The 21,948-nt window shown below is 74.5% G+C and carries 18 protein-coding genes and 1 pseudogene; 8 read left to right on the top strand and 11 right to left on the bottom strand.

What is annotated here, in order from left to right; genetic code table 11:
- Positions 1-133: 133 nt before the first annotated feature.
- Both KCH_RS19985 and KCH_RS19980 read right to left on the bottom strand, forming a co-directional pair.
- A complete protein-coding gene (locus KCH_RS19985) occupies positions 134-601 on the bottom strand; it encodes a hypothetical protein (protein WP_051653253.1) in 468 nt (155 codons plus the stop codon).
- A gap of 63 nt (positions 602-664) precedes the next feature.
- Complete coding sequence (locus KCH_RS19980; protein WP_035864792.1) at positions 665-1,216, bottom strand: GNAT family N-acetyltransferase; 552 nt, start codon at positions 1,214-1,216, stop codon at positions 665-667.
- 171 nt (positions 1,217-1,387) lie between these two features.
- Here KCH_RS19980 and KCH_RS19975 point away from each other — a divergent pair, with 171 nt between their 5' ends.
- Both KCH_RS19975 and KCH_RS19970 read left to right on the top strand, forming a co-directional pair.
- Positions 1,388-1,927 (top strand): SigE family RNA polymerase sigma factor, encoded by a 540-nt coding sequence (locus KCH_RS19975; protein WP_035864791.1) that lies wholly within the window; start codon positions 1,388-1,390, stop codon positions 1,925-1,927.
- A 29-nt stretch (positions 1,928-1,956) separates the two neighbouring features.
- Positions 1,957-3,201: an LCP family protein gene (locus tag KCH_RS19970; RefSeq protein ID WP_051653252.1), complete on the top strand. Its 1,245-nt coding sequence runs from the start codon at positions 1,957-1,959 to the stop codon at positions 3,199-3,201.
- Positions 3,202-3,208: 7 nt separating this feature from the next.
- Here the strand turns inward: KCH_RS19970 and KCH_RS19965 are convergent, their stop codons facing one another.
- Complete coding sequence (locus tag KCH_RS19965) at positions 3,209-4,093, bottom strand: phosphotransferase enzyme family protein (RefSeq protein ID WP_051653251.1); 885 nt, start codon at positions 4,091-4,093, stop codon at positions 3,209-3,211.
- 307 nt (positions 4,094-4,400) lie between these two features.
- Between KCH_RS19965 and KCH_RS19960 the strand changes: the two genes are divergently transcribed.
- The 6 genes and pseudogenes from KCH_RS19960 to KCH_RS19935 all read left to right on the top strand — a co-directional run bounded on the left by KCH_RS19960 (position 4,401) and on the right by KCH_RS19935 (position 11,488).
- Positions 4,401-6,095, top strand: coding sequence for a carbohydrate binding domain-containing protein (locus KCH_RS19960; RefSeq protein ID WP_035864789.1), 1,695 nt, complete (start codon positions 4,401-4,403; stop codon positions 6,093-6,095).
- A 224-nt stretch (positions 6,096-6,319) separates the two neighbouring features.
- Positions 6,320-7,530, top strand: a pseudogene (locus KCH_RS19955) (ROK family transcriptional regulator).
- A 233-nt stretch (positions 7,531-7,763) separates the two neighbouring features.
- Positions 7,764-7,967 carry a hypothetical protein gene (locus KCH_RS37575; protein ID WP_051653250.1) on the top strand — a complete coding sequence of 68 codons (204 nt, stop codon included), beginning with the start codon at positions 7,764-7,766 and terminating at the stop codon, positions 7,965-7,967.
- A gap of 165 nt (positions 7,968-8,132) precedes the next feature.
- Entirely contained in the window at positions 8,133-8,438 is a 306-nt protein-coding gene (locus tag KCH_RS19945; RefSeq protein ID WP_157032121.1) for a hypothetical protein, read from the top strand.
- Positions 8,439-8,494: 56 nt separating this feature from the next.
- A complete protein-coding gene (locus tag KCH_RS19940; protein WP_051653249.1) occupies positions 8,495-10,333 on the top strand; it encodes an AfsR/SARP family transcriptional regulator in 1,839 nt (612 codons plus the stop codon).
- A gap of 156 nt (positions 10,334-10,489) precedes the next feature.
- Positions 10,490-11,488, top strand: coding sequence for a helix-turn-helix domain-containing protein (locus KCH_RS19935; protein WP_035864787.1), 999 nt, complete (start codon positions 10,490-10,492; stop codon positions 11,486-11,488).
- A gap of 24 nt (positions 11,489-11,512) precedes the next feature.
- Here KCH_RS19935 and KCH_RS19930 read toward each other — a convergent pair whose 3' ends face one another.
- The 8 genes from KCH_RS19930 to KCH_RS19890 form a co-directional block, all read right to left on the bottom strand.
- The gene (locus KCH_RS19930) at positions 11,513-12,877 is read right to left on the bottom strand and encodes a DHA2 family efflux MFS transporter permease subunit (protein WP_035864786.1); all 1,365 of its coding nucleotides are present in this window, start codon (positions 12,875-12,877) and stop codon (positions 11,513-11,515) included.
- Between the two features lie 407 nt (positions 12,878-13,284).
- Positions 13,285-14,451 (bottom strand): hypothetical protein, encoded by a 1,167-nt coding sequence (locus KCH_RS19920; RefSeq protein WP_035864782.1) that lies wholly within the window; start codon positions 14,449-14,451, stop codon positions 13,285-13,287.
- Positions 14,448-17,957 carry a beta-ketoacyl-[acyl-carrier-protein] synthase family protein gene (locus tag KCH_RS19915; RefSeq protein ID WP_244305373.1) on the bottom strand — a complete coding sequence of 1,170 codons (3,510 nt, stop codon included), beginning with the start codon at positions 17,955-17,957 and terminating at the stop codon, positions 14,448-14,450. Before KCH_RS19915 ends, KCH_RS19920 begins: the two co-directional genes overlap by 4 nt.
- On the bottom strand, positions 17,957-18,994 hold the full coding sequence (locus KCH_RS19910) for an aminomethyltransferase family protein (RefSeq protein WP_035864780.1): 1,038 nt from the start codon (positions 18,992-18,994) through the stop codon (positions 17,957-17,959). Before KCH_RS19910 ends, KCH_RS19915 begins: the two co-directional genes overlap by 1 nt.
- Positions 18,995-19,030: 36 nt before the next feature.
- Positions 19,031-19,318 carry a hypothetical protein gene (locus KCH_RS44680; RefSeq protein WP_035864777.1) on the bottom strand — a complete coding sequence of 96 codons (288 nt, stop codon included), beginning with the start codon at positions 19,316-19,318 and terminating at the stop codon, positions 19,031-19,033.
- A 464-nt stretch (positions 19,319-19,782) separates the two neighbouring features.
- Positions 19,783-21,060 carry a GNAT family N-acetyltransferase gene (locus tag KCH_RS44675; protein ID WP_035864776.1) on the bottom strand — a complete coding sequence of 426 codons (1,278 nt, stop codon included), beginning with the start codon at positions 21,058-21,060 and terminating at the stop codon, positions 19,783-19,785.
- Positions 21,061-21,105: 45 nt separating this feature from the next.
- Positions 21,106-21,624, bottom strand: coding sequence for a 3-hydroxyacyl-ACP dehydratase FabZ (gene fabZ, locus KCH_RS19895; protein ID WP_051653247.1), 519 nt, complete (start codon positions 21,622-21,624; stop codon positions 21,106-21,108).
- A 2-nt stretch (positions 21,625-21,626) separates the two neighbouring features.
- On the bottom strand, positions 21,627-21,917 hold the full coding sequence (locus KCH_RS19890; protein WP_035864774.1) for an acyl carrier protein: 291 nt from the start codon (positions 21,915-21,917) through the stop codon (positions 21,627-21,629).
- Between the last annotated feature and the right edge of the window lie 31 nt (positions 21,918-21,948).

Raw genomic sequence — 21,948 nt, 5'->3', positions numbered from 1 at the left:
GCGACGCCGGATCATCCCGCCTGGACGCACCGGCCAAACATCCAAGTACGTCCAGTACGAGGACGTTCGGCCGGCACGCCCAGCCGGGCGCCCGACGCCGCACGCTGATCCGACAAGATCCGAAAGAGAGGGCCTAGTCTGCCGCGGCGTGCACCCCCGGGTGCGGGTGGGGGGTGGGGACGTACAGCGGCTGCGGGCGGCCGCTCTGCGCGTAGTCCTTCAGCCGGACGATCGCCTCCGCCCAGCCGCCCGCCGCGGCCGGCACCGAGGCCGCGGCGTCCGCCGCCCAGCCGAGGTGGCGCAGCAGCAGGAGGGTGTGCCGGGGCCCGTCGGGATGGTCGAACAGGTCCCAGGTCACGGTGGTGCCCTGCCAGGACGGCGGGTACACCCCGACGCTGCGCCACGCCACCCGGTCCTGGTCGGCCCGCTCCCGGCGCAGCCGCAGCGGTTGCGGAGCGTCCGGGACGGTGACCAGCAGGTCCTCGCCGTCCCGGTCGATCCCGGTGCTCCACCACGATGTCAGCCCCGCCCGGCTGTCCAACGCCGCCAGCAGGCGGGCCCGGGACGCCGCGACGTCGATCTGCAGGGCGATCTCGGCCATCGCACTCACCTCAACCCCACGATCCCGCCCGCCCGGGGCCCGGGCAACCGTCGGGGGTGAGGGCTACCGGTCGTGCCACTCCGTGCTGAGGACGCCCATCTGGACCTGATCGTGCCAGCTGCCGGCCCGGAAGACGGCTTCGCGGCGGCGGCCCTCCTCGGTGAAGCCGGCCCGGCGGTACGCGGCGAGGGCGCGGGTGTTGTAGCTGTTGACGGTGAGTTCTATGCGGTGGAGGCCGAGTTCCTCGAAGCCGTAGCGGATGGTGGTGCGCAGGACGTCGGTGCCGAGGCCGCGGTCCTGGTGGGGCGGGCCGATGATGATGGCGAGGGTGGCGCAGCGGTCCTTGGGGGTGGCGCCGTAGAGGGTGACGTGTCCGGCGAGGTCGCCGCCGTCGAGGGTCTCGACGGCGAGGCCGAGGTCGGTGCCGGTGTTCTGGCTCCAGGAGCGGAACATCTCGGCGAGCCGCGCGTCGGGCTGCGGGTGGACGGGGCCGGTGAGCTGCTGGATGGCGAGGCCGGGTTCGCGCCACCAGGCGGTGAGGCGGGGGAGGTCGGTCTCGCGGAGTTCTCTGAGCCGGACGAGTCTGCCGGTGAGCGGGTCGTGGTCGAGGGTCATGGGGGAACTCCCGTGCGGGTGGCGAACGGCGGTGCCGTTCCATCCTTCCAGCGGGCGGGGCCGCGGGAGCCGTCCGTTACCGGACAGGGTCCGGAACGCTCCCGAAGTCGGATGAAACATCCTGGACCTGCTGGACCGTCATAGGGCGGATTCGGCGAGGGGAGCGGAAACGTGGCCACAGCTCGACGGCGGGCGGCCCTGGAGGAGGAGTTCGTCGCGTTCGCGGCGGCCCGGTCCGGGCAGCTCTACCGCTCGGCGTACTTCCTCACCGGCGGCGACGCGCACCTGTCCGAGGACCTGGTGCAGGAGACGCTCGGTCAGATGTACGCCCAGTGGCACCGCCTGCACCGCCCGAGCTGGGCGGGCCGGATCGACAATCCGGCGGGGTACGCGCAGACGGTGCTGGTGCGGGCGTACCTGACGCACCAGCGGCGGCGCAGCAGCAGCGAGCGGCCGAGCCGGGCGCTGCCGGAGGTGGCGGAGCAGGCGCCGGACTCGGCGCTGCGGCTGACGCTGGTCGACGCGCTGAGCCAACTGCCGCCGCGGGACCGGGCGGTGGTGGTGCTGCGGTACTGGGAGGACCGCAGCGTGGAGGAGACCGCGGCGATGGTGAAGGACAGTTCGGCGGCCGTCCGGACCAGGTGTTCGCGGGCGCTGGCCAAGCTGCGGGTGCTGCTGGGGGCGGAGTTGGCGGAGCTGGTGGCGCGGTGAGCGGGAATCTCGGGCGAGGGAGTGGCGGCGTGGACGACGGGGACGGGGAGTTCGAGGTGCAGTTGGGGGCGGCCTTCGGGCAGGCGGGTGGCGGGCCGGGTCCGGAGGTGACGGCCCGGCTGGTGGACGGCGGTCTGGCGATCGGCCGCCGCCGACGGGCCCGGCGGCGGCGCGCGGTGCTGCTGGCGAGTGCGCTGACGGCCGCGGTGGTGGTCGGCGCGGGGGCGCTGACGGTGCCGCACGGCGTGCCGGGGCAGCGGTCGGACGTGCTGGACGCGGCGCATTCGGCGTCGCCGCCGCCCCCGCAGCCGCTGGAGAAGGGCGTGACGGTGCTGCTGGTGGGGCTGGACTCCACCGTCGACGCGAAGGGCCGGCCGGCGCCGCCCGAGCTGGTGCACGGCGACCTGCACGCCGCGGTGCTGGAGCGGAACACCACCGACACCCTGATGCTGGTGCGGATCCCGGCCGGGGGCGGCGAGGTCCGGCAGCTGTCGATCCCCCGGGACGTGCTGGTCCCGGACGGGCACGGCGGGCAGGTGACGATCAACTCGGTGTACCCGACGGCGGAGACGGCCGAGCGGGACCGGCTGCGCCAGGAGGGCCTGCCCGAGTCCGAGCTGCTGGAACGCGGCCGGGGCGCGGGGCGGATCGCGCTGCTGAGGGCGGTGGAGCAGCTCTCCGAGGTGCCGGTCGACCACTACGCGGAACTGTCGATGGCCGGCTTCTACCGGGCCGCGCAGGCCCTGGGCGGGGTGCCGGTCTGCCTGAACCGCCCCGCGCGGGACGACTGGAGCGGGACCGACCTGCCCGCCGGGCGCCAGGAGCTGGACCCGGCGCAGGCCCTGGCGTTCGTCCGGCAGCGGCACGGGGTCGGCGACGGTTCCGACATCCAGCGGACCGTCCGGGCGCAGGCGCTGCTGGCCGGGGTGGTGGCGAAGCTGCGGTCCGGCGGGCTGCTGTCGGATCCGCAGCGGCTGGGCCGGCTGTACGACGCGCTCTCCGACCAGCTGGTGGTCGATCAGGGCTGGAGCCCGGTGGACTTCCTCCGCCAGGTGCCGGCACTGGCGGCCGGCGGGGGCACCGCCGTGACCCTGCCGGTGACCCTCGACGGGATCCGGCCGCGGGCCGTACCGGGGGCGGCGAAGCAGCTGCTGACCGGTCCGGCGCCGACCGCCGCGGTCTCGTCGGCGCCGCTCGGGGAACGGCGGCCGGGGGCGACCGTGACGCTGCAGCCCGCGCCGCTCGTCTGGGACGGGGTGCCCTGCGTGAACTGACCGGGTGTCAGTCGATCGCGGTCCACCGCCAGGGCCGCGGTCCGTGCTCGCCGCGCAGGCAGGCCAGCCGGTAGTGGGCCTGCGCGCGGTGGCGGACGGGGTCGGCGGCGGCCTGCTGCAGGGCGTAGCAGGCGACCCGGAGTTCGCGGATGGCCCGGTACACGGGGTAGCCGGGCCACTCGGTGACGTCCGCGCCGTAGGCGGCGCAGAAGGCCGCGTAGCCGGGGGCGGCGAGGGTGCCGAAGGACTGGTGGGCGACGGCGGTGGAGGTGAGGTCCCAGGCGGGCGGGCCGAGGGCGGTCCGCTCGAAGTCCAGCAGGTGCGCGGCGGTGGCGGTGACGGCCAGGTTGCCGCCCCAGGCGTCGCCGTGCACCACGGTGGAGGGGGCGGGCGCTCCGTCGAGTTCGTGCCAGGCGGTGCGCAGTTCGGCGAGCCGGTCGTGCAGCCAGTGGCGCTGCGGGGCGCCGAGGGTGGCGGCGCCGTCGATCCGGGCGGGGAGCCGGACGAACGGGTCGATCGGGGCCAACCCGGCTTCCGGGGGCGGCAGTCGGTGCAGCCGGCGGAGGGCGGCCGCGAGTTCGGGGGCGGTCGCGTGCCGGTGCGGGGGCAGTTCGTGCCAGAAGGTGACGGGCCGGCCGCGGACCTCGATCGGGCCGGCCGGTTCGGCGAGCGGGCGGACGGCCGGGACGCGGTGCCGGTGCAGCCAGCGGGCGACCGTCAACTCGCGGACGGCGACGGCGGTCTGGCCGGGGCGGCCGACCCGGGCGACGACCTTGCCGGGCAGCCGCCACAGGGTGTTCTCGCCGGCCCGGATGAGTTCCGCGCCGGCGCTCGGGCGGCCGGCGGCGGCGCAGGCTTCGGCCAGCAGGCCGGCGGGGTTGCGGCAGTCCACGTCCGGGGCCTTCCCTTCTGTCCGGGGCCGTGGCCAGCTTGCCGCAGCGCGCCGAAGCGCCCCAAGGGCGCACGGAAGCAGACTCCACGCCGCTTGCCCGGTAAGGGACTTCGGGCCGGCGGCGGTGCGCCCCTCGCGCATGGTCCAGACCACCCTTGCCTTTGGTCCAGACCTATTGACGCGTCTTGCCAGCGCTTTTACGATCCGGTCGCACAGCCCCACCTGTCCCCCACCTCACCCAGAGCCGGGCGTCACGCCCCCACGCGCATGGCCACGCCCATGTCGCCCGGCGGGAAGGGAGCACCACATGTTCCGTCGGAGGTCGCGTTCCCCACGCCCGCAGCAGGCGGCCGTGGCACGCGCCGTGCACCTGCACCGCCCGCAGTCCGGCCCGACCGTGCTGAAGCGCTCCCTCGCCGGGGTGTGCGCGGCCGCCGTGGTCGGCACCGGCCTCGCCGTGGCCGGCTCGGTCACGGCCGGCGCCGCCACCACCAACCTGGTGGCCAACTCCGGCTTCGAGGACGGCCTTTCCGGCTGGACCTGTACCGGCGGCTCCGGCTCGGCCGTCAGCAGCCCCGTGCACGCGGGCAGTTCCGCGCTCAAGGCCACCCCCACCGGCCAGGACACCGCGCAGTGCAGCCAGACCGTCAGCGTGCAGCCCAACTCCCAGTACACGCTGAGCGCCTTCGTCCAGGGCAGCTACGTCTACCTGGGCGCGACCGGCACCGGCCTGACCACCGCCCCGTCCACCTGGACGGCCGGCAACGCCTCGTACGGCCAGCTCAGCGTCTCCTTCACCACCGGCGCGAGCACCACCTCGGTGACGGTCTACGTGCACGGCTGGTACGGCCAGCCCGCCTACTACGCGGACGACGTCTCGCTGGCCGGCCCCGGCGGCAGCAGCCCCTCGCCGAGCAGCAGCCCGTCCGGCAGCGCGTCGAGCAGCCCCTCGTCGAGCCCGTCCTCCAGCCCGTCGTCGAGCGCCTCGTCGAGCCCGTCGAGCAGCGCCTCGTCCAGCCCGTCCGGCAGCCCGACCTCCGGTGACGCCACCTGCCCGACCAAGCCCCGGCCGGCCGGCAAGGTGCTGCAGGGCTACTGGGAGAACTGGGACGGCGCCTCCAACGGCGTGCACCCGGGCATGGGCTGGACCCCGATCACGGACAGCCGGATGGCCGCGCACGGCTACAACGTCATCAACGCCGCGTTCCCGGTGATCCTCTCCGACGGCACCGTGCTCTGGCAGGACGGCATGGACGCCGGCGTCAAGGTCTCCACCCCGGCCGAGATGTGCCAGGCCAAGGCGAACGGCGCGACCATCCTGATGTCGATCGGCGGCGCCGCCGCGGGCATCGACCTGAGCTCCAGCGCGGTCGCCGACCGGTTCGTGGCGACCGTGGTGCCGATCCTGAAGAAGTACAACTTCGACGGCATCGACATCGACATCGAGACCGGCCTGTCCGGCAGCGGCAGCATCGGCACGCTGTCCGCCTCGCAGTCCAACCTGATCCGCATCATCGACGGCGTGCTGGCCCAGATGCCGGCCGGCTTCGGCCTGACCATGGCGCCCGAGACCGCGTACGTCACCGGCGGCAGCGTCACCTACGGCTCGATCTGGGGCGCGTACCTGCCGATCATCAAGAAGTACGTGGACAACGGCCGGCTGTGGTGGCTGAACATGCAGTACTACAACGGCTCGATGTACGGCTGCTCCGGCGACTCCTACTCGGCCGGCACCGTGCAGGGCTTCACCGCGCAGACCACCTGCCTGAACAACGGCCTGACCATCCAGGGCACCACCATCAAGGTCCCCTACGACAAGCAGGTCCCGGGCCTGCCCGCCCAGCCCGGCGCGGGCGGCGGCTACATGGCCCCCGGCCTGGTCAGCCAGTCCTGGAACGCCTTCAACGGCCAGCTGAAGGGCCTGATGGACTGGTCCATCAACTGGGACGGTTCGAAGGGCTGGAGCTTCGGCGACAACGTCAAGGCCCTCCAGGGCCGCTGACCCTCCGCCGGAGACGTTGTCCACAGCCCTGTGGACAGTGAACGGCGGCCGGGCCCCGGGAGCGCACCCCGCTCCCGGGCCCGTTGCCGTCTCCGGCCGCCGGTCCCCCTGCGCCCCGGCCTGCCCTCGGCCCGCGACCGGGCCCGCGTTCCGGCCACCGGCGGACGGGCGCACGGCGGGCGGCGCGAACGCGTAGATTCGCGCCGGAGGAGGACACCACACCCATGACGCCCCGAGCCCAGCAGACCGTCCGCGACCTGCGCCGCGCCAGCCGCTCGACCCTGCTGCGCCACCTGTACTTCCACGGCCCGCTCAGCCGGCAGGAACTCGGGTGCGCCACCCGGCTCAGCGCCGGGTCGATCACCAACGTGACGGGGGACCTGCTCGCCGACGGGCTGATCGAGGAGTGCGGCTCCGTCGAGTCGGACGGCAAGCGGCCGCGGATCCTGCTCCGGGTCGCCCCCGGCCGGGCCCACCTGGTCGGCATCGACGTCGGCGAGACCCAGGTCCGGGTCACCCTGTTCGACCTCGCGCTCACCGAACTCGCCTCCGCCGACCGGCCGTTGGACGACGCTCCGGACCCGGGCCGGGTGGTCCGGCTGATCGCCGCCGGCCTCGCGCACGTCCTCGACGCGGCGGGCGTCCCGGCCCGCAGCGTGCTCGGCGTCGGCCTCGGCGTGCCCGGCATCGTCGAGCAGGGCGCCGGCCCCGACCCCGGCGCGGACGCCGTCGTGCACGGCCCGACCTTCGGCTGGGACGCCGTCCCGCTCGGCCGCCTGCTGCGCGCCCACACCCCGTTGCCGCTGCACATCGACAACGGCGCCAAGACCCTCGGCCAGGCCGAGATGTGGTTCGGTGCGGGCCGCGGCTGCCGGGACGCCGTGGTCGCGCTGTTCGGCTCCGGCATCGGCGCGTGCGTGGTCGCGGACGGCCGCCGCTTCCGCGGCGCGAGCAGCTCGGCCGGCGAGTGGGCCACACCAAGGTGCACGTCGGCGGCCGCCCCTGCCGCTGCGGCGCCCGCGGCTGCCTGGAGGCCTACGTCGGCGCCGCGGCGCTGGTCGAGCGCTGGGACGGCGCCCTCCCCGGCGTCGGCGAGAAGGCGGGCCTGGCCGCCCTGCTGGCCGCCGCGGAGGCCGGCCGGCCCGGCGCGGTCGCGCTGCTGGACGAGGCCGCCGAGCTGCTCGGCGCGGCCGTCGCCGACCTGGTCAACCTGTTCGCGCCCGAGCGGGTCGTCATCGGCGGCTGGGCCGGCCTGCTGCTCGGCCCCCGCCTGCTGCCCGCGATCGAGGAGTCCGCGACCCGTCACGCCCTGGCCTTCCCGCGCTCCCGCACCGCCCTCGCGCTCAGCGAGCTGGGCCCGGACGCGGTGACGCTGGGCGCGGCGACGCTGCCGCTCTGCCAGTTCCTGGAGAGCGGCGGCACCGGGGCGCGCTGAGCGACCGGGCACCGGGGCGTCCCGCGATCTTCCCGCAGTTTTCACCTGCCTTCTCCTGGTCGGTTTATGACATGGCATAAAGCGACCAGCGCGAAATCGTTCGGGCACCTAATGGCGGAGCCCACTATGGAAGCATGTATCTGGTTCATGCGAGGCTTCGCGCACCGGCCGGCGGGGGCGTTCCGCCCGACCTGGCGGAATTGGTTCGTTCTCATGCGGAGGACCGGGACGCGGTGGAGCACGTGAGCGTCCACCCGACCGGGTCGGAGGAGGTCACGGTGGGGGTGTTCGTCCTGGCCGAGAGCCTGGCGGAGGCGGAGGGGCGGGCCGCCCGGGTGCTCTTACGGGCGGTGGAGGCGGAGCCCGGCCTGGCCGGTTTCGCCGTGCTGAGCGTGGGGGCGGCCCTGGTTCCGGGGCCCTGGTGGGGGTTCGAGTAGGCGGACCGTGGACGGCTTAGGACAGTGCATGTTCCGTCCAGCCGACACCTGTTCCCTCCGGGCCGCGGGTGCAGCACAGTAGTGGTGTCGGCGGGAGCAGCCGCCGGCCGGAACTCCGGGAAACCACCCCGGAGAAACCCACCACAATCCTTCAGGAGAATTCCCGTGATGGTCACCCGCGTCTCCAAGTTGGTCGCTTTCTCGGTCGCCGCAATCGCAGCCGTGGCCATTTCGGCGACGTCGGTGGAATACTCCGGGAATGTCGCCGGCGACGTCACCTGGGGCCAGAGCCCCGTCGACCCCGACCTGGCCGTGAAGGCCGCCGCGGGCGGCGCGAACCTGATCGTCGGCCCGAACGGGGACGTCACCTGGGGCCAGTCCCCGGCCAACCCCGCGGCGGCCGGACTGACCGTCGCGGACGGCGCGAGCGCGGTCGTCGGCCCGAACGGCGACGTCACCTGGGGCGGCTGAGCCCCGCGAAGCACATCCGAACCGTCCGACCGATCGCACTCACGGGGGTGAAGACGATGGAATTCCTGGTCCTGGGCGCGCTGGAGACGCGCCAGGGCGGCGTCCTGGTGGACGTCCGGGGCATGCGGCAGCAGAGACTCCTGGCGCTGCTGCTCCTGAACGCCGGCCGGGTGGTGCCGATGGACTTTCTGGTGGACGAGCTGTGGGAGGACCCGCCGCCGTCGGCCAGACCGCAGGTGCACAACGCGATCCGCGACCTGAGACGGGTGCTGGCCGTCGGCGAGCACCGGCTGGTGACGGTGGACGTCGGGTACCGGCTGGTGGTGCCCGAGGACGCGGTGGACGCGCACCGGTTCACCCGCAAGGTGCGCGAGGCGCGGGCCGCCGAACGGGACGGGCGGTTCCCGGAGGCGATCCGGCTGCTGCAGTCCGCGGTGGACCTGTGGCGCGGCGAGGCCTTCGCCGGCATCCACTGCCCGGCGGTGACCAGCGCGGCCGTGAAACTGCACGAGCAGCGGCTGACCGCGCTCGAGGACCTGATGGCGCTGCGCCTGAGGGTCGGTGAGACCTCCTCGCTGGTGGGCGAGTTGACGGCGCTGCTGGCCGAGTACCCGCTGCGCGACTCGCTGCGGCGGAGCCTGATGACGGCGCTGTGCCGCAGCGGCCGGCAGGCGCACGCGCTGGCGGTGTACGAGGAGGGCCGCCGCTACCTGGCGGACGAGCTCGGCCTGGAGCCCAGCCCCCAACTGCGCGCGCTCCAGGCGGAGATCCTCGCCGACGCGCCCGGCGTGCACGACGCGCCCGGCCCGGTGGAGGTGCGTCCGCCGGCCGCCGAGGAGGCGGCGCCGGGCCCGCACCCGAACTGCCTGCCGCACGACCTGGCGGACTTCACCGGCCGGATCGCCGAACTGGCGCTGCTTCAGGAGGCGGTGGCCCGTCGGGCGGCCGGATCGCCGCTGATGCTGGCGATCGACGGCATGGGCGGCGTCGGCAAGACCACGCTGGCGGTGCGGCTGGCGCACCGGGCGACCGCGGACTTCCCGGACGGCCAGTTCTTCGCCGCCCTCGACGGCTTCGACGAGTCCCGGCCGCCGGTGTCGCCGCTGCGGGCGCTGGCCGCGCTGCTGCGCGCCGACGGCCTGCCGCAGGACCGGATCCCCGCCTCGCTGGAGGAGCGCTCCGCGCTGTGGCGCTCCCGGCTGGCCGGCCGGCGCTGCCTGCTGGTGCTGGACGACGCGGCCGACAGCGCCCAGGTGCGCCCGCTGCTCCCGGGCGCCGGCGAGACGCTGGTGCTGGTGACCAGCCGCCGCAAGCTGAGCGCGCTGGACGGCTCGGTGGCGCTGCCGCTGGACGTGCTGCCGCCGGGCGACGCGGTGGAACTGTTCGCCCGGGTGGCCGGCGAGCGCCGGGTCGGCCGGGAGCCGGCCCGGGCGGCGGAGGCGGTGGCGCTCTGCGGCTACCTGCCGCTGGCGGTGCGGATCGCCGCGACCCGGCTGCGGGACCGTCCGGCCTGGACGGTGGCGGACCTGGTGGAGCGGCTGGCCGATCCGGAGCGCCGGGCCCGCTGCCTGCGCACCGCGGACCGCGACCTGATGGCGCTGCTCCGCGCCTCGTACCAGTACCTGGACCTGGCACAGCAGCGGTTCAGCCGCCTGATGTGCTGTCAGCCCGCGGGCTCCTTCGACGTGGACCGGGCGGCGGCGGTGACCGGGCTGAGCGCGGACGAGGTGGAGTGCTGCCTCGACGCGCTGTTCGAGAACAACCTGGTCCGGCAGGAGGCGGCGGCGCTGTTCTCGTTCCACAGCCTGGTCCGGGACTGCTCCCGGCTGCTGCCGGAGCAGCCCGACCCGGCTGTCATGACGGGCAGTCAACTGCTGGTCACAGCAGCCGTCTGACGGTGCTTCCGAACGTTTCACCGGTCGTGTCCGGGCCGCCGTTGTCCTGACATCTCGCCGGAAGGCAAGGGCCGGTATGTGGTTGCCGTGTGTCAGTAAGCTCAGGAAATGATGTAGACCTCATCTACTGGCGCTGATCGAAACGGGGACCGATCCATGCTGGACGTTCTGGGGCTCGATGCGGAGGCCGAGTCCATCTACCGCCGGATGCTGGCCGACCCGCAGGCCGGGGTGGCCGCGCTCGCGAGAGCCCTGGGGCTGAGCGAGGACAGAGTCCGCACCGGACTCGACCGGCTCAGCGAACTGGCCCTGATCCAGCCGTCGGCCCGGGAGGGCATCGGGTTCCGGGCGGTCGGCCCGGAGACGGCGATGGAGGTCCTGCTGGCCCGCCAGCAGGCGGAACTGGCCGCCCAGCAGCTGCGGGTGGAGGCCTCCCGGGCCGCGGCGGCCCAGCTGATCGCGGAGTGCTCGGCGTTCCGACCGACCGCCACCGACGCCTCCTCCGAGCAGCTGGCCGGACCGGAGATGATCCGCGAGCGGCTGGCCGAACTGGCCGGCTCGGTGCGCCAGGAGGTGGCGACCTTCGCCCCCGGCGGCGCCCACAGCGAGGAGGACCTGCGGGCCAGCCGGCAGCCGAACGCGGCGCTGCTGGAGCGCGGCGTGCAGATGCGCACCGTCTACCTGGACAGCGTCCGCAACCACCGGCCGACCCTGGACCACGTGACCTGGCTGAACCTGCAGGGCGGCCAGGTCCGCACGGTGCCGGAGCTCCCCATCCGCATGATCATCTTCGACCGGCAGCAGGCGGTGCTGCCGATCGACACCGAGGACGCCCGGGCCGGCGCGGTGGTGCTGCGCGGCGCGGGCACGGTGGCCGCGCTGTGCGCCCTGTTCGAGGGCGTCTGGGCGAGCGCGATCCCGGTCGGCGACGCGCCCCGCTGCTGCGACGAGAACGAGATGCCGCCGCACGAGCTGGCGGTGCTGAAGATGCTCGCCCAGGGCCACACCGACGAGGCGATCGCCAAGCGGATGGGCGTCTCCCCGCGCACCGCCCGCCGGTTCGCCGCCAACCTGATGGAACGCCTGGACGCCCGCAGCCGCTTCGAGGCCGGAGTGCACGCCGTCCAGGACGGCTGGCTCCCCGCCACGCGCTGACCGCGGGCGTCCGCCGACGTTCCGTCAGACCGCCTGCCGGCGCTTCTCCCGACGATCCGCCAGGAGCAGCGCCAGGGCGGGCAGCAGGGTCAGTCCGTAGACCCCCAGCAGCCACCCGAAGGAGTGCGCGAACGCCTCCGGCACCATGCCGTGGTGGCTGCGGGCCGAGTCGGTGAGCACCACGGTGACCACCGCGATGGCCAGCGCGCCGCCGATCCGCTGGGTCAGGTTGAGCTGCGAGGAGGCGTCCGGGATGGACTCCTGACGGATCGACTGGAACGCCCGGGTCATGGTCGGCACGATGGTCAGGCCGGTGCCCAGGCCGCGGATCACCAGGCTGCCGCAGATCAGCGGGTAGGCGGTGGCGCCGGTCAGGCCGGTCATCGGCACGGTGGCGATCATCGTCAGGCAGATGCCGATCAGCACGGTCGCGCCGCCGCCGATCTTCCGGAGCAGCACCCGGGACAGCCAGGCGGCGGTCACCACGCCCAGGCCGCCGGTGGACATCAGCAGGCCGGTGGTCACCGCGGACTCGCCGCGGGCGTCCTCGAAGTACAGCGGGATCAGCATCATCGGCGAGTACAGGACGAAGCCCAGGCAGAAGATGTTCACCACCGCGGCCGCGTACACCGGGATCCGGAACAGCCGCAGGTCGAGCAGCGGGTACTTCGCCTTCAGCTCGCGCACCACGAACACCGCCGCGCCCAGCACGGCCAGGCCGAGCGGCACCAGCAGCGCGGCGCCGGCGTCGGCGCCCCGCTCGGCGTAGGCGTGGATGGCCAGCACCGCGCAGACGGTGGCGGTGGCCGAGGAGACCAGGCCCAGCAGGTCCAGCGGCTTGGCCCCGCCGGCCGGCGGGGCGTCCTTGCGGACGAAGCGCACCGTGACGGCCAGCAGGGCCGCGCAGAACGGGATGTTGACCACGTACACCGCCGACCAGCCGCCCCAGGCGACCAGCAGTCCGCCGATGGTCGGCCCGAGCAGCGGGCTGATCAGCATCACCGAGCCGTTCAGGCCCTGCACCTTGGCCAGGTGCTCGCGCGGCACGCCGCGGGTCAGCAGGATCGTCGAGGCCGGGGTCAGGATGCCGGCCGCCGCACCGGACAGGCCGCGGGCGGCGATCAGCTGGTCCAGCGACTGGGCGGCGGCGCAGCCCAGCGAGCCCAGCGCGAACAGGGCGGTCGCCGCGGCGAACACCCGCTTGGTGCCGAACCGGGTGGCCAGCCAGCCGGTGGCGGGCATGGTCGCGGCCAGCGCCAGCAGGTAGGCCGTCACCACCCACTGCACCTGGTTGATGCCGCCGAACCGGGCGGTGGTCTCCTGCATGGAGACGTTGACGATGGTGGTGTCGAGCAGCGCCACGAACCCGCCGGCGATGGCGGCGGCCATGGTGATCAGCGCGGCCTTCGACGGGGCGTCCTGCGGCGGGCGGCCCTCGCCGGCCGGCTCCTCGGCCGCGGGGGCGGCGGGCGCCTCCGCGGCTCCGGCCGCTCCGGTGGTGTCGGCCGCTTCGGCCGCTTCGGTCGCTTCCGGCTCGGCGACGGCGACGGCGACGGCCGCGGGCTCGGTCGGCTCGGTGGTCTTCGGCTCGGTGGTCTTCGGCTCGGTGGTCTTCGGGCGGCGGGCTTCTTCGTGGTGGCGGCGGGCTTCGCGGCGGCGGGCTTCGCGGCGGGCGTGCGCGCCGGGCCCGGCTTGCGGCGGGCCTTGCCCTTGACCGCGTTCACCGTGGTGCGGGCGGGCTGCTTGGTGGGCATCTTCGCAGGTCCTTCATCGGCGGGGAGGAGGGGTCGGCCGGGTCACTCGGCCGCGAGCAGGGCGCGTTCGACCTCGTCCAGGACGGCCTCGGCGGCCGGGCGGGCGTCGGGCCGGTTGCGGCAGGAGAGGGTGAGCTCGGTGCGGCCGTCGAGCTGACAGGTGCTCAGGAACATCTCGGCGTACGGGACGAGCATCGGCAGCGTGCAGTACTCGGTGGGGCGGAAGTGCGCGGTGCGGAACAGCTCGGTGTCGATCCGGCCGTGGTCGGTGAGGATCGCGGTGCAGGGGAAGCGGGTGCCGTCCAGCTCCTGGGCCTCCCGCAGCGAGTTCGCGAACGGGTTGTTGCGGAGGAAGTCCCGTTCCAGGGAGGCCACTTCGCGCTTGCGGAGCATCGCGGCCAGCAGCTGGCTGTGCAGCCGGTTCCAGCGGTCCTCGCGGTGCAGGTCGAGCACCAGCTGGGAGGTCAGGTTGGCGGTGGAGCGCACCGCGCGGTCGTGCCGGCGCAGGTCCACCGGGATGATCAGCCGGCCGCTGTCGGCGGTCAGCAGCCGGGACACGGCCGCGCCGATCCGGGCGGTGACGGCGGACGGGGTCGCCGCGACGGAGCGGCGCAGCCACAGCGCGGTGCCGTCGGCCGGTCCCTGTCCGAGGATCGCCGGGAACCCTTCCGCCCGGGCCGGGACGGGGGCGGCCGGGACGGGGGCGGCGGCGGCGCGGAAGTGCGTGTCGTCGACGGTGGAGTCGGCGCCGGCCAGGGGCTCGCCGCGCAGCGCGCGGAACAGGTCCTCGATCCAGTACCGCAGCCCGCGGCCGTCGGTGACGATGTGGCTGGCCCGGACCACCAGGCGGCTGGTGGACGGCCCGTTGGCGAGGCCGAGTTCGCAGACCGGGCCGGTCACCACGTCCAGGTCGCGGTGGAAGAACGGGTGCGCGAAGCCGGCGTCGGCGGGCAGTTCGGTGATCGGCGGGAGGGCGTCCCCGGCCCGCCAGTTGGGGCCCTTGCGGCGGACCGCGAGGCCGGGGTTGGCGGCGGTGGCCCGCCGGACCGCGTCGGCGAGGGCGTCCGGGTCGATGCGCCCCTCGCCGTCGATCACCATCTGGATCAGCTGCGGGGTGCCGGTGGCGTTGGCGTTCAGGTAGCCGCGCTCGATCTGCGAGATCCGCCGGGTGTAGGCCCGGGCCGGGGCGGCGGTGGCGGTGGCGGTCATGCGGCGAGCTCCAGGGTCGGGGCGGGGAGGTCCGGGGCGGGGGCGCCGGGTCCGGCCGAGCGGTCCCGCCCCCGGCGGGCGCCGGGCGCGGCGGTGGTCATGCGACGGCCTCCACGGTGAGCGCCTCGGTGCGGACGGCCGGGGCGGACGGCTGCGGCTGCCACCACCAGCGGACGGCGGCGGGGGCGTCGGTGGCCAGGGCCAGGTGCAGGCCGTGGCCGAGGTCGGCGGAGCGCACCAGGTGGCCGGTGTTGGTGGGGCGCCAGCCCGGCCGCCAGTCGGGCAGCCGGACGCCGGCGAAGGTCTCCTTGCGCAGGTGCGAGGTCTTGATCAGCGCCTCGCACTCGGCGAAGTCCCGCATGGTGGCGGGCTCGCCGTCCGGCCGGCCGAGCAGCGCGCCCAGCCACTGCATGGCGTACGGGCGGTCGCGGTGGTCCTGGAGGTCCACGCCGACGGTCTGGCCGGACACCAGCGCCACCGTCGAGTACGCGGCGCAGTGCGCGACCGAGGCGGTCAGGCCGAGCTCCGGCACGCTCCACCGCCGGTGCTCGTCGCGGGCCAGTTCGCGGGGGCTCGGCCGGACCCCGTACAGGCTCGCCACGGCCTCGGTGATCAGCCACCGGCCGGCGTCGTTCAGCCGGTGGCCCATCCGGTCGCGCGGCAGGTGCGGGTGCCGGGTGACGAGGCAGTCGATGGCCGCCTCCTCGTCCGGACCGCCGTGCCGGGCCGCGGTGGTGAGCGGCTCGGGGCGGGCGGGCGACAAGTCGGCCGCCGGGCGGCGGGCGGGCCGGGCGGGGCGGGACAGCGCCTGCGCCGCCGCCCGACGCACCGTCAGTCCGACTGCCGCCCGGCTGGGCTGACGGTGGGTCGGCGTGGGTGCCGGGCCGCCGCCCGGCACCCGGCCGGAGTCCGGGCCCCGCCGGGCACCGGCTCCGGCGCCCGGGACGGCGCGAGCGCCGTCGCCCCGGGTCCGGGGAGCTCCACCAGGTCGGTCTCCGGGCGCTGCTCCTCCAGCCAGTTCCCGGCGGCCCGCGGGCGGTGCGCGCCGGGCCGTGGCCCGGTCGGCGGCCGGCCCGGCCGCGGCGAGCACCGGGCCCAGCTGGCGGGCCCAGGGCAGCGGGTCGGCCGGCGTGCCGCCGTCCAGCCAGCTCCCCGCGGCCCGCAGGGCCTCTCGTACGGCGCCCATCACGGCCTCGCGTCGAGCACCGCGGCAGCGTAGGAGCCGCCGTAGGCGAAGCTGGACAGCAGCAGGCGTCCGGCGGGGCGTCGCCGGCCAGGGCGGCGACCAGGCCGAGGGCGCCGGCCGAGCCGTAGGTCTCGCCGATCAGCGCCTTGGGGGTGGCGGTGGGGCGGTCGGCGAGGCCGGCCAGGGCGAGGGCGCGGGACTGGGCGACGTCGACCAGGCGGTAGCCGGAGGCGGCGGAGACCACGGTGTCGATCTGCCCGGGCGCGGAGTCGGCCTCGGCGAGGGCGGCGCGCAGGGCGCGGGCCCAGGCCTCGCCGTCGCGGCCGATCCGTCCGATGCCGGCCGGTTCGCCGGAGGCGCCGAAGCCCCGTACGTCGGCGAGGACGTGCGCGCCGCGGGCGGCGGCGGAGGCCTCGGACTCCAGCAGGATGGCGGCCGCGCCCTCGGAGAGCACGGTGCCGGTGCCGCCGCCGGGGACGACGTGCGGGGTCTTGGCGTATCCGGGCAGCCGGGCCTGGGTGGCCAGGGCCTGCTCGGGGAACTCGTCGGCGACCACGACCATGATCCGGTCGGCCATGCCGCGGGCGATCACCCGGGCGGCCAGCTGGAGGGCGAGGACGGACGAGGTGCCGCCGTTGGCGATGGTGGCGGTGTAGCCGCGGTAGCGGTGCAGCATCGCGACGTGTCCGGCGGCCGCGTTGACCACGGTGTTGGCGAAGGTCGCCGGGTTGGCGCCGGTGATGCCCTTGGTGAGGACGCCGCGGTGGAAGTCCAGCACCGAGGTGACCGGGCCGTAGCCGGTGGCGAAGACGATGCCGGTGCCCTCGGCCTCGGCGCGGGACGGCTTGCCGTACCGCTCGTACAGGTCGCCGACGGCGCCGGCGGCGAGCACGCCCAGCGGGTCCATCCGGCGGGCCTTGCTGGGGTTGAGCTTCTTGGCGACGGCCCTGACGTCGATCCGGCCGATCGGGCGCTCGCCGAGGCCGGCGACCTGCTCCAGGGTGTCGAAGCCGACCCGTCCCTCGGCGAGGGCGGCGGTCAGTTCGGCGGTGGAGCCGGCCGAGCCGGCCAGGCCGGCCACGCCGGTGACCACGACGTGGTGCACGGGCTGCGTGTGCCGGGCCGAACGGGCGGGCCGTCCGGGCTTGTTGAGGACGACGGTGGCGTTGTTGCCGCCGAACGCGAAGGAGTTGGAGGCGACCACTTCGAGCGGGGCGGGCCGGCCGGTGTTGGGGACGATGTCCAGCCCGAACGGGGAGTCGACGCCGCGGGTGCTGACGGTCGGCGGGATGACGCCCCGGTCGATCGCCATGGTGGAGACGATCGCCTCCACCGCGCCGGCCGCGCCCAGGGTGTGACCGAGCATCGACTTGGTGGAGCTGGCGGGCGGCACCTCGGCGCCGAACAGCAGCTTCACGGCCTTCGGCTCGGACACGTCGTTGGCGGGGGTGCCGGTGCCGTGCAGGTTGACGTAGTCGACGTCCTCCGGCGCGAGTCCGGCGGTGCGCAGGGCCTGGGCCATCGCGGCGGCGGCGCCCTTGCCGCTGGGGTCGGGGGCGGTCTGGTGGTAGCCGTCGCAGGAGAGGCCGTAGCCGCCGAGTTCGGCGAGCGGCGCGGCGCCGCGTTCGGCGGCCCGCTCGGCGGACTCCAGCACCATGAAGCCGGCGCCCTCGCCGAGGGTGAGCCCGGTGGAGGCGGACATCGGCGCGCACGGCTCGGGGTCGAGCGCGCCGAGGGCGGAGAAGCCGTACGCGGAGAGCTGGGCCAGCGGGTCGACGCCGCCGCAGATGACGTAGTCGACCTCGCCCTTCCAGAGCAGTTCGGCCGCGTAGCCGAGGGCGACGGCGCTGGCCGCGCAGGCGTTGGAGAGCACCACGCGGGGGCCGCGCAGGTCGAACTCGGCGGCGATGTAGTCGCCCACGCACGGGAGTTGGGAGCCGGCGGCCTGGACGGCGTCGAGCACGCCGTCGTTGACCAGGCCGCTGTGCACGGTCTCCAGGGTGGGCATCGCGCCGAGGCTGGAGCCGACCACCACGGCGACCCGGTCGCGGTCCACGGTGTCCAGGTCGAGGCCGGAGTTGCGCAGGGCCTCGCGGATCGCGGTGGCCGCCAGGGCGTAGCAGCGGTCCAGGTCGGCGGGCTGCTCGGCGGTGACCATGCCGGCCCAGTCGGTGAGCAGCTCGGTGGTGTCGAAGAGGGTGTTGGTCCGGATGCCGGAGACGCCCTGGGAGATGGCGGCCCAGCTCTTCTCGACGTCGTCCCCGGCGCCGGTGATCAGGCCCAGGCCGGTGAGGGCGATGCGTTCGGTCGTCTTGGTCATCAGTGGATCCGGGTGGTCAGCGAGCGGGCGATGACGCGGGGCTGGGTGACGGTGCGCACCGGGGTGGCGGCGCCGTCCTGGTTGTCGGCGGCGAGCTCCAGGCCGGGCACCCAGAACGGGGCGTCGAGCAGGGCGACGACCAGTTCCTCGTCGGCGTTGGCGGACGGGGCCTGCCAGATCACGGTGCCGACCTGCTGTCCGCCGGCGGTGACGGGGGTGCCGGCGGTGAAGGCGGCGCCGACCGGGGCGGCGAGGGCGGTGATGCGGGCGGTCTCGGCGGTGGGCTTGACCAGTTCCTCGGAGCCGAGGAACTCGCCGATCCGGTTCCAGTCGACCATCCAGGCCAGGTCGGCCTCGTGCACCGGCAGGCCGGCGAAGCCCGCGGCGTAGACGGCCATCCCGGCCTCGGCCTGGACCCGGGCCAGGCCCTCGGGGCCGACCTCGGCGCCGTCCTGGGCGAGCACCGCCTCGACGGCGGCGCGGTGGCCGGCCTCGGGGTCGTTGGACAGCAGCAGGTAGCCGTACTCGCCGGTGGTGCCGACCCGGGCGAGGTGGGCGAGCGCGGCGTCGGCCTCCGGGACGACGGCCTCGGTGACGCCGTGCAGGGTCAGGCCGGAGATGTCGAACTCGACGAACGCGGCGGCCGCGGCCCAGGCCTGCGGGCCTTCGAAGGCGGTGGCGCCCCAGCCCTCGGGGGCGATCTCGACGGTGACGTCGGACGGCGCGTCGAGCGCCGCCAGGTAGCCGGTCAGCGCCTCGGTGGAGACCGGGGTGCGGGGCAGCAGCCAGGAGTCGTCGCCGATCTCGAAGTGCAGCACGATCGCGAACGGCGAGCCGTCCTGGTTCAGCGCCAGCGCCTCGCGGACGGTGTCCGGCTCGACGTACTCGCTGGACTTGGCCAGGAACAGGTCGAGGAACTCGTAGCGGTCGCCGCCGGAGATCCGGACCAGCGGGGCGGTGATCGGGTAGACGCCCACGGTGGTGCGGACGGTGGTGTAGTCGTCCTGCGCGGTGCGCACGGCAACGGTGGTGGTCATGGCTTCGGTGGTCCTTTCGAGGGTGATGACGGGGTGTCAGATCGCGGGTTCGGGGTGGACGGACAGCTGCCAGGCGGCCTCGCCGGCGGCGGTGGCGCAGCCGATCAGCAGCCCGGAGGAGGTGGTGCGCAGGACGATCTCGGGCGCGCCGGGCGCGTCGGGGTCGGCGGGCGCGAGGTGCAGCCAGTGGCCGCTGCCGAGGCGGATCGCGGCGGTGGACGCCCAGACCTGCCGGAAGGCGGCGGAGTCGAGCCGGTGGCGCTCGCCGGCGGAGCGCAGCACCACGGGGGTGTCGGCGGGGGTGTCCGGGGTGAGCCAGAGCACCGTCTCCTCGTCCGCGCCGGGGCGTGGACGTCGATCCGGACCGGCTCGGCGGCCTGCTCGGGGCGGTGACCTCCCAGCTGATCCGCTCCTGCGGGGCGGCCAGGCCGAGCGGGTGCTTCTGCTCCCACTCGCGGGCGGTCGGGACGCCCCAGCCGAGGCCGGTGGCGAGCGAGTGCCGGTGGTGCTCCAGGGTGACCCAGGCGCCGGCGCTCCACCGCGGGTTGCAGCCGAAGGCGCGGCTGCGGGGGCGGGGCTGCGCAGGACCTTCTTGCCGTCCTCGGTCCAGCCGGTGATTCCGCCGGCGGTGGCCTTGACGGTCAGCTTCCGCTCGCCGGTGGCGGCTTGCGGGGCGGTGGTGGTGCCGGTGGTGCGGTCCTGGTCGGCGCCGGTGCGGAGTTCGGTGCGCAGCCGGGCGGTGCCGTCGGCGTCGGGCTCCAGGTGGCGTTCGACCAGGGTGGTGTGGATCAGCCGGACCGGGCGGCCGGCCGGGAGGGTGATCCGGGTGGTGCCGTCGGTCCAGGCGAGGGTGCTGCCGGCGGGGCGGTCTGCGCCGCGGCGACCACCTCGGAGGTGTCGCGGACGCCGATGCCGGTGCCGATCAGGTGCTGGACGGTGGTGGTGTCGGGGCCGGTCAGGGCGAAGTGGCCCTGGCGGAGTCCGACGGTCTGGAAGATCCGGCCGGGCCGGGTGGTGTACGTGAACTGCTGTTCCAGCACGCCCCGGTGGAGCGTGAGGGTGCCGGTGACCCGGTTGCCGCCGGTGGTCTCGCTGACCCGGACGCCGTGCTCGACGGGGTGGATCTCCAGGTCCCGGGCCTGGCCTTCGCGCCAGCCGGCCGAGCGGTCGGCCTCGGCGCTGGGCCAGGTGGAGACGAACACCGGCCCGTGGTGGCCCTCGGCGTGCACGGTGAGGGTGCCTTCGGCGGCGTCCAGCTCGGCGGTGAGGCCGCTGTCGCCGAAGCGGTGCGGCTCGACCGGCGCCTGGATCCGGACCTCGTAGGGCGGTTCGGCGATCCGCAGCGGCCGGGTGGCGCCGTCCGGGGTGGTGAGCGCCGCGTCCAGCATCAGGCCGCGGTCCACGTCGACGGTGGCGGTGAGCTTGAACTCGCCGAGGGCCAGAGCGTAGGCGACGGTCCGGATTCCGTCCACCACCCGTACGTCGGAACGGAGTTCGTCGTCCCGGCCGCCGGCGACGTTGCCGAAGCTGCTGAGCTGGCCGAGCGCCGCCAGTGCCTCGGGGTCGAGGTCGTGGAAGACGCTGCGCAGGATCAGCGGGATGTAGTTGTGCAGCTCGACGTTGCCGTCCTCGCCGGGGACGGTCTCGCCGACGGAGACGCAGCCGACCCGCCGGTAGAGCTTGAAGGCGACGGTGTTGGCCGGGTTGACGGTCAGTCGGAGCACCAGGCAGCCGCAGCGCATCATCCATTCGACGGCTTCGGTGAAGAGCCGTCCGGTGATGACGCCGTTGCGGTACGCCGGGGCGACGAAGAACATGTCGGCGATCAGTTCGCCGGCCCGGGCGGAGCGCCGTCCGGTGCTGTGGAACAGCCCGAAGGTGCCCACCACCCGGCCGTCGTCGACGGCGATCAGGAACGTCGCGGTGTCGCGTTCGGCGAGTTCGCGTTCGAGCTCGTCGCCGGTGATTCCGCCCGCCACCGGGTTGGGGTTGTCGCGGTGACGGTTGTAGAGCTCGGCGATGTCATGCGCGTCGCCCTCCTGGTACGGGCGGATCGTGATGGACATTCCACACCTCCTTGTCTGCTCTGGTCGTGGGGACGGGAGGGCTGCTCAGCCCTTGCGTTCGGTGGTGACGATCAGCGAGCCGGCGGCGGCGAGTTCGGTGCCGACGGAGGCGCGGACCGAGACGGAGCGCAGGCCGCCGAGCTTCTGGCCGAGCTTGGCCTCCAGGGTGAGCTGGTCGCCGGGGACGACCAGCCGGGAGAACTTCATCGAGCTGATCGAGCCGAGGTAGCCGACGCTGCCCGAGGGGTCTCCCTCGGCCGGGGTCGGGGCCTCCAGGAGTTCGGCCACGTAGACCACGGCGACCAGCTGGGCCATCGCCTCGACGATCATCACGCCGGGCATGATCGAGTGGTCGGGGTAGTGGCCGGCGAAGAACGGCTCGTTCACCGAGACGCTCTTGACGCCGCGTCCGGAGACGCCGGGGACCACGTCGTAGGCGCGGTCGATCATCAGCATCGGCCAGCGGTGCGGCAGCATCCGCTTGATGTCGTCGGAGGAGTAGGCGAAGGTCTTCGGCTTCTCCTTGCCGGCGGCGGCCCGGGCGGGGGCGATCGCGGTGGTCATGGTCAGACCTCGCGGGCTTCGATGAAGTCGACCAGGGCGTTGATGGAGCCGAAGGCCTCGAAGTCGTCGTCGCTGATCAGCACGTCGTACTCGTTGTTGATCATGACGACGATCTCCAGGGTGTCCAGCGAGTCCATCTCCAGGCCGCGGCCGAACAGCGGCTGGTTGTCGGAGACGACCTCGGCCTCGGCGTCCAGGCCCAGGCGGTCGATGATCATCGACTTGATCTTGAGGTTCTTCTCCAGGCGCTGCTCGGCCTGGGTCCGGACGTCCTCGAAGGTGGCGGTGGACATGGTGTGCCTTTCCGTTGGGAGTTGATGGAAC

Origin of the sequence: Kitasatospora cheerisanensis KCTC 2395 (assembly GCF_000696185.1) — a bacterium.
GTDB lineage: Bacteria > Actinomycetota > Actinomycetes > Streptomycetales > Streptomycetaceae > Kitasatospora > Kitasatospora cheerisanensis.
Note: the sequence above shows the minus strand (reverse complement) of the source record. Positions and strands in the feature narration are given on the sequence as shown.

Bases quoted from the DNA above. Each gene is read 5' to 3' on its own strand.
- fabZ (WP_051653247.1), bottom strand. From the start codon at position 21,624: ATGACCACCGCGATCGCCCCCGCCCGGGCCGCCGCCGGCAAGGAGAAG.
- KCH_RS44675 (WP_035864776.1), bottom strand. From the start codon at position 21,060: ATGTCCATCACGATCCGCCCGTACCAGGAGGGCGACGCGCATGACATC.
- KCH_RS19920 (WP_035864782.1), bottom strand. From the start codon at position 14,451: ATGACCGCCACCGCCACCGCCGCCCCGGCCCGGGCCTACACCCGGCGG.
- KCH_RS19985 (WP_051653253.1), bottom strand. From the start codon at position 601: ATGGCCGAGATCGCCCTGCAGATCGACGTCGCGGCGTCCCGGGCCCGC.
- KCH_RS19935 (WP_035864787.1), top strand. From the start codon at position 10,490: ATGCTGGACGTTCTGGGGCTCGATGCGGAGGCCGAGTCCATCTACCGC.
- KCH_RS19960 (WP_035864789.1), top strand. From the start codon at position 4,401: ATGTTCCGTCGGAGGTCGCGTTCCCCACGCCCGCAGCAGGCGGCCGTG.
- KCH_RS19890 (WP_035864774.1), bottom strand. From the start codon at position 21,917: ATGTCCACCGCCACCTTCGAGGACGTCCGGACCCAGGCCGAGCAGCGC.
- KCH_RS19940 (WP_051653249.1), top strand. From the start codon at position 8,495: ATGGAATTCCTGGTCCTGGGCGCGCTGGAGACGCGCCAGGGCGGCGTC.
- KCH_RS19915 (WP_244305373.1), bottom strand. From the start codon at position 17,957: ATGACCAAGACGACCGAACGCATCGCCCTCACCGGCCTGGGCCTGATC.
- KCH_RS19930 (WP_035864786.1), bottom strand. From the start codon at position 12,877: ATGGCCGCCGCCATCGCCGGCGGGTTCGTGGCGCTGCTCGACACCACC.
- KCH_RS19980 (WP_035864792.1), bottom strand. From the start codon at position 1,216: ATGACCCTCGACCACGACCCGCTCACCGGCAGACTCGTCCGGCTCAGA.
- KCH_RS19910 (WP_035864780.1), bottom strand. From the start codon at position 18,994: ATGACCACCACCGTTGCCGTGCGCACCGCGCAGGACGACTACACCACC.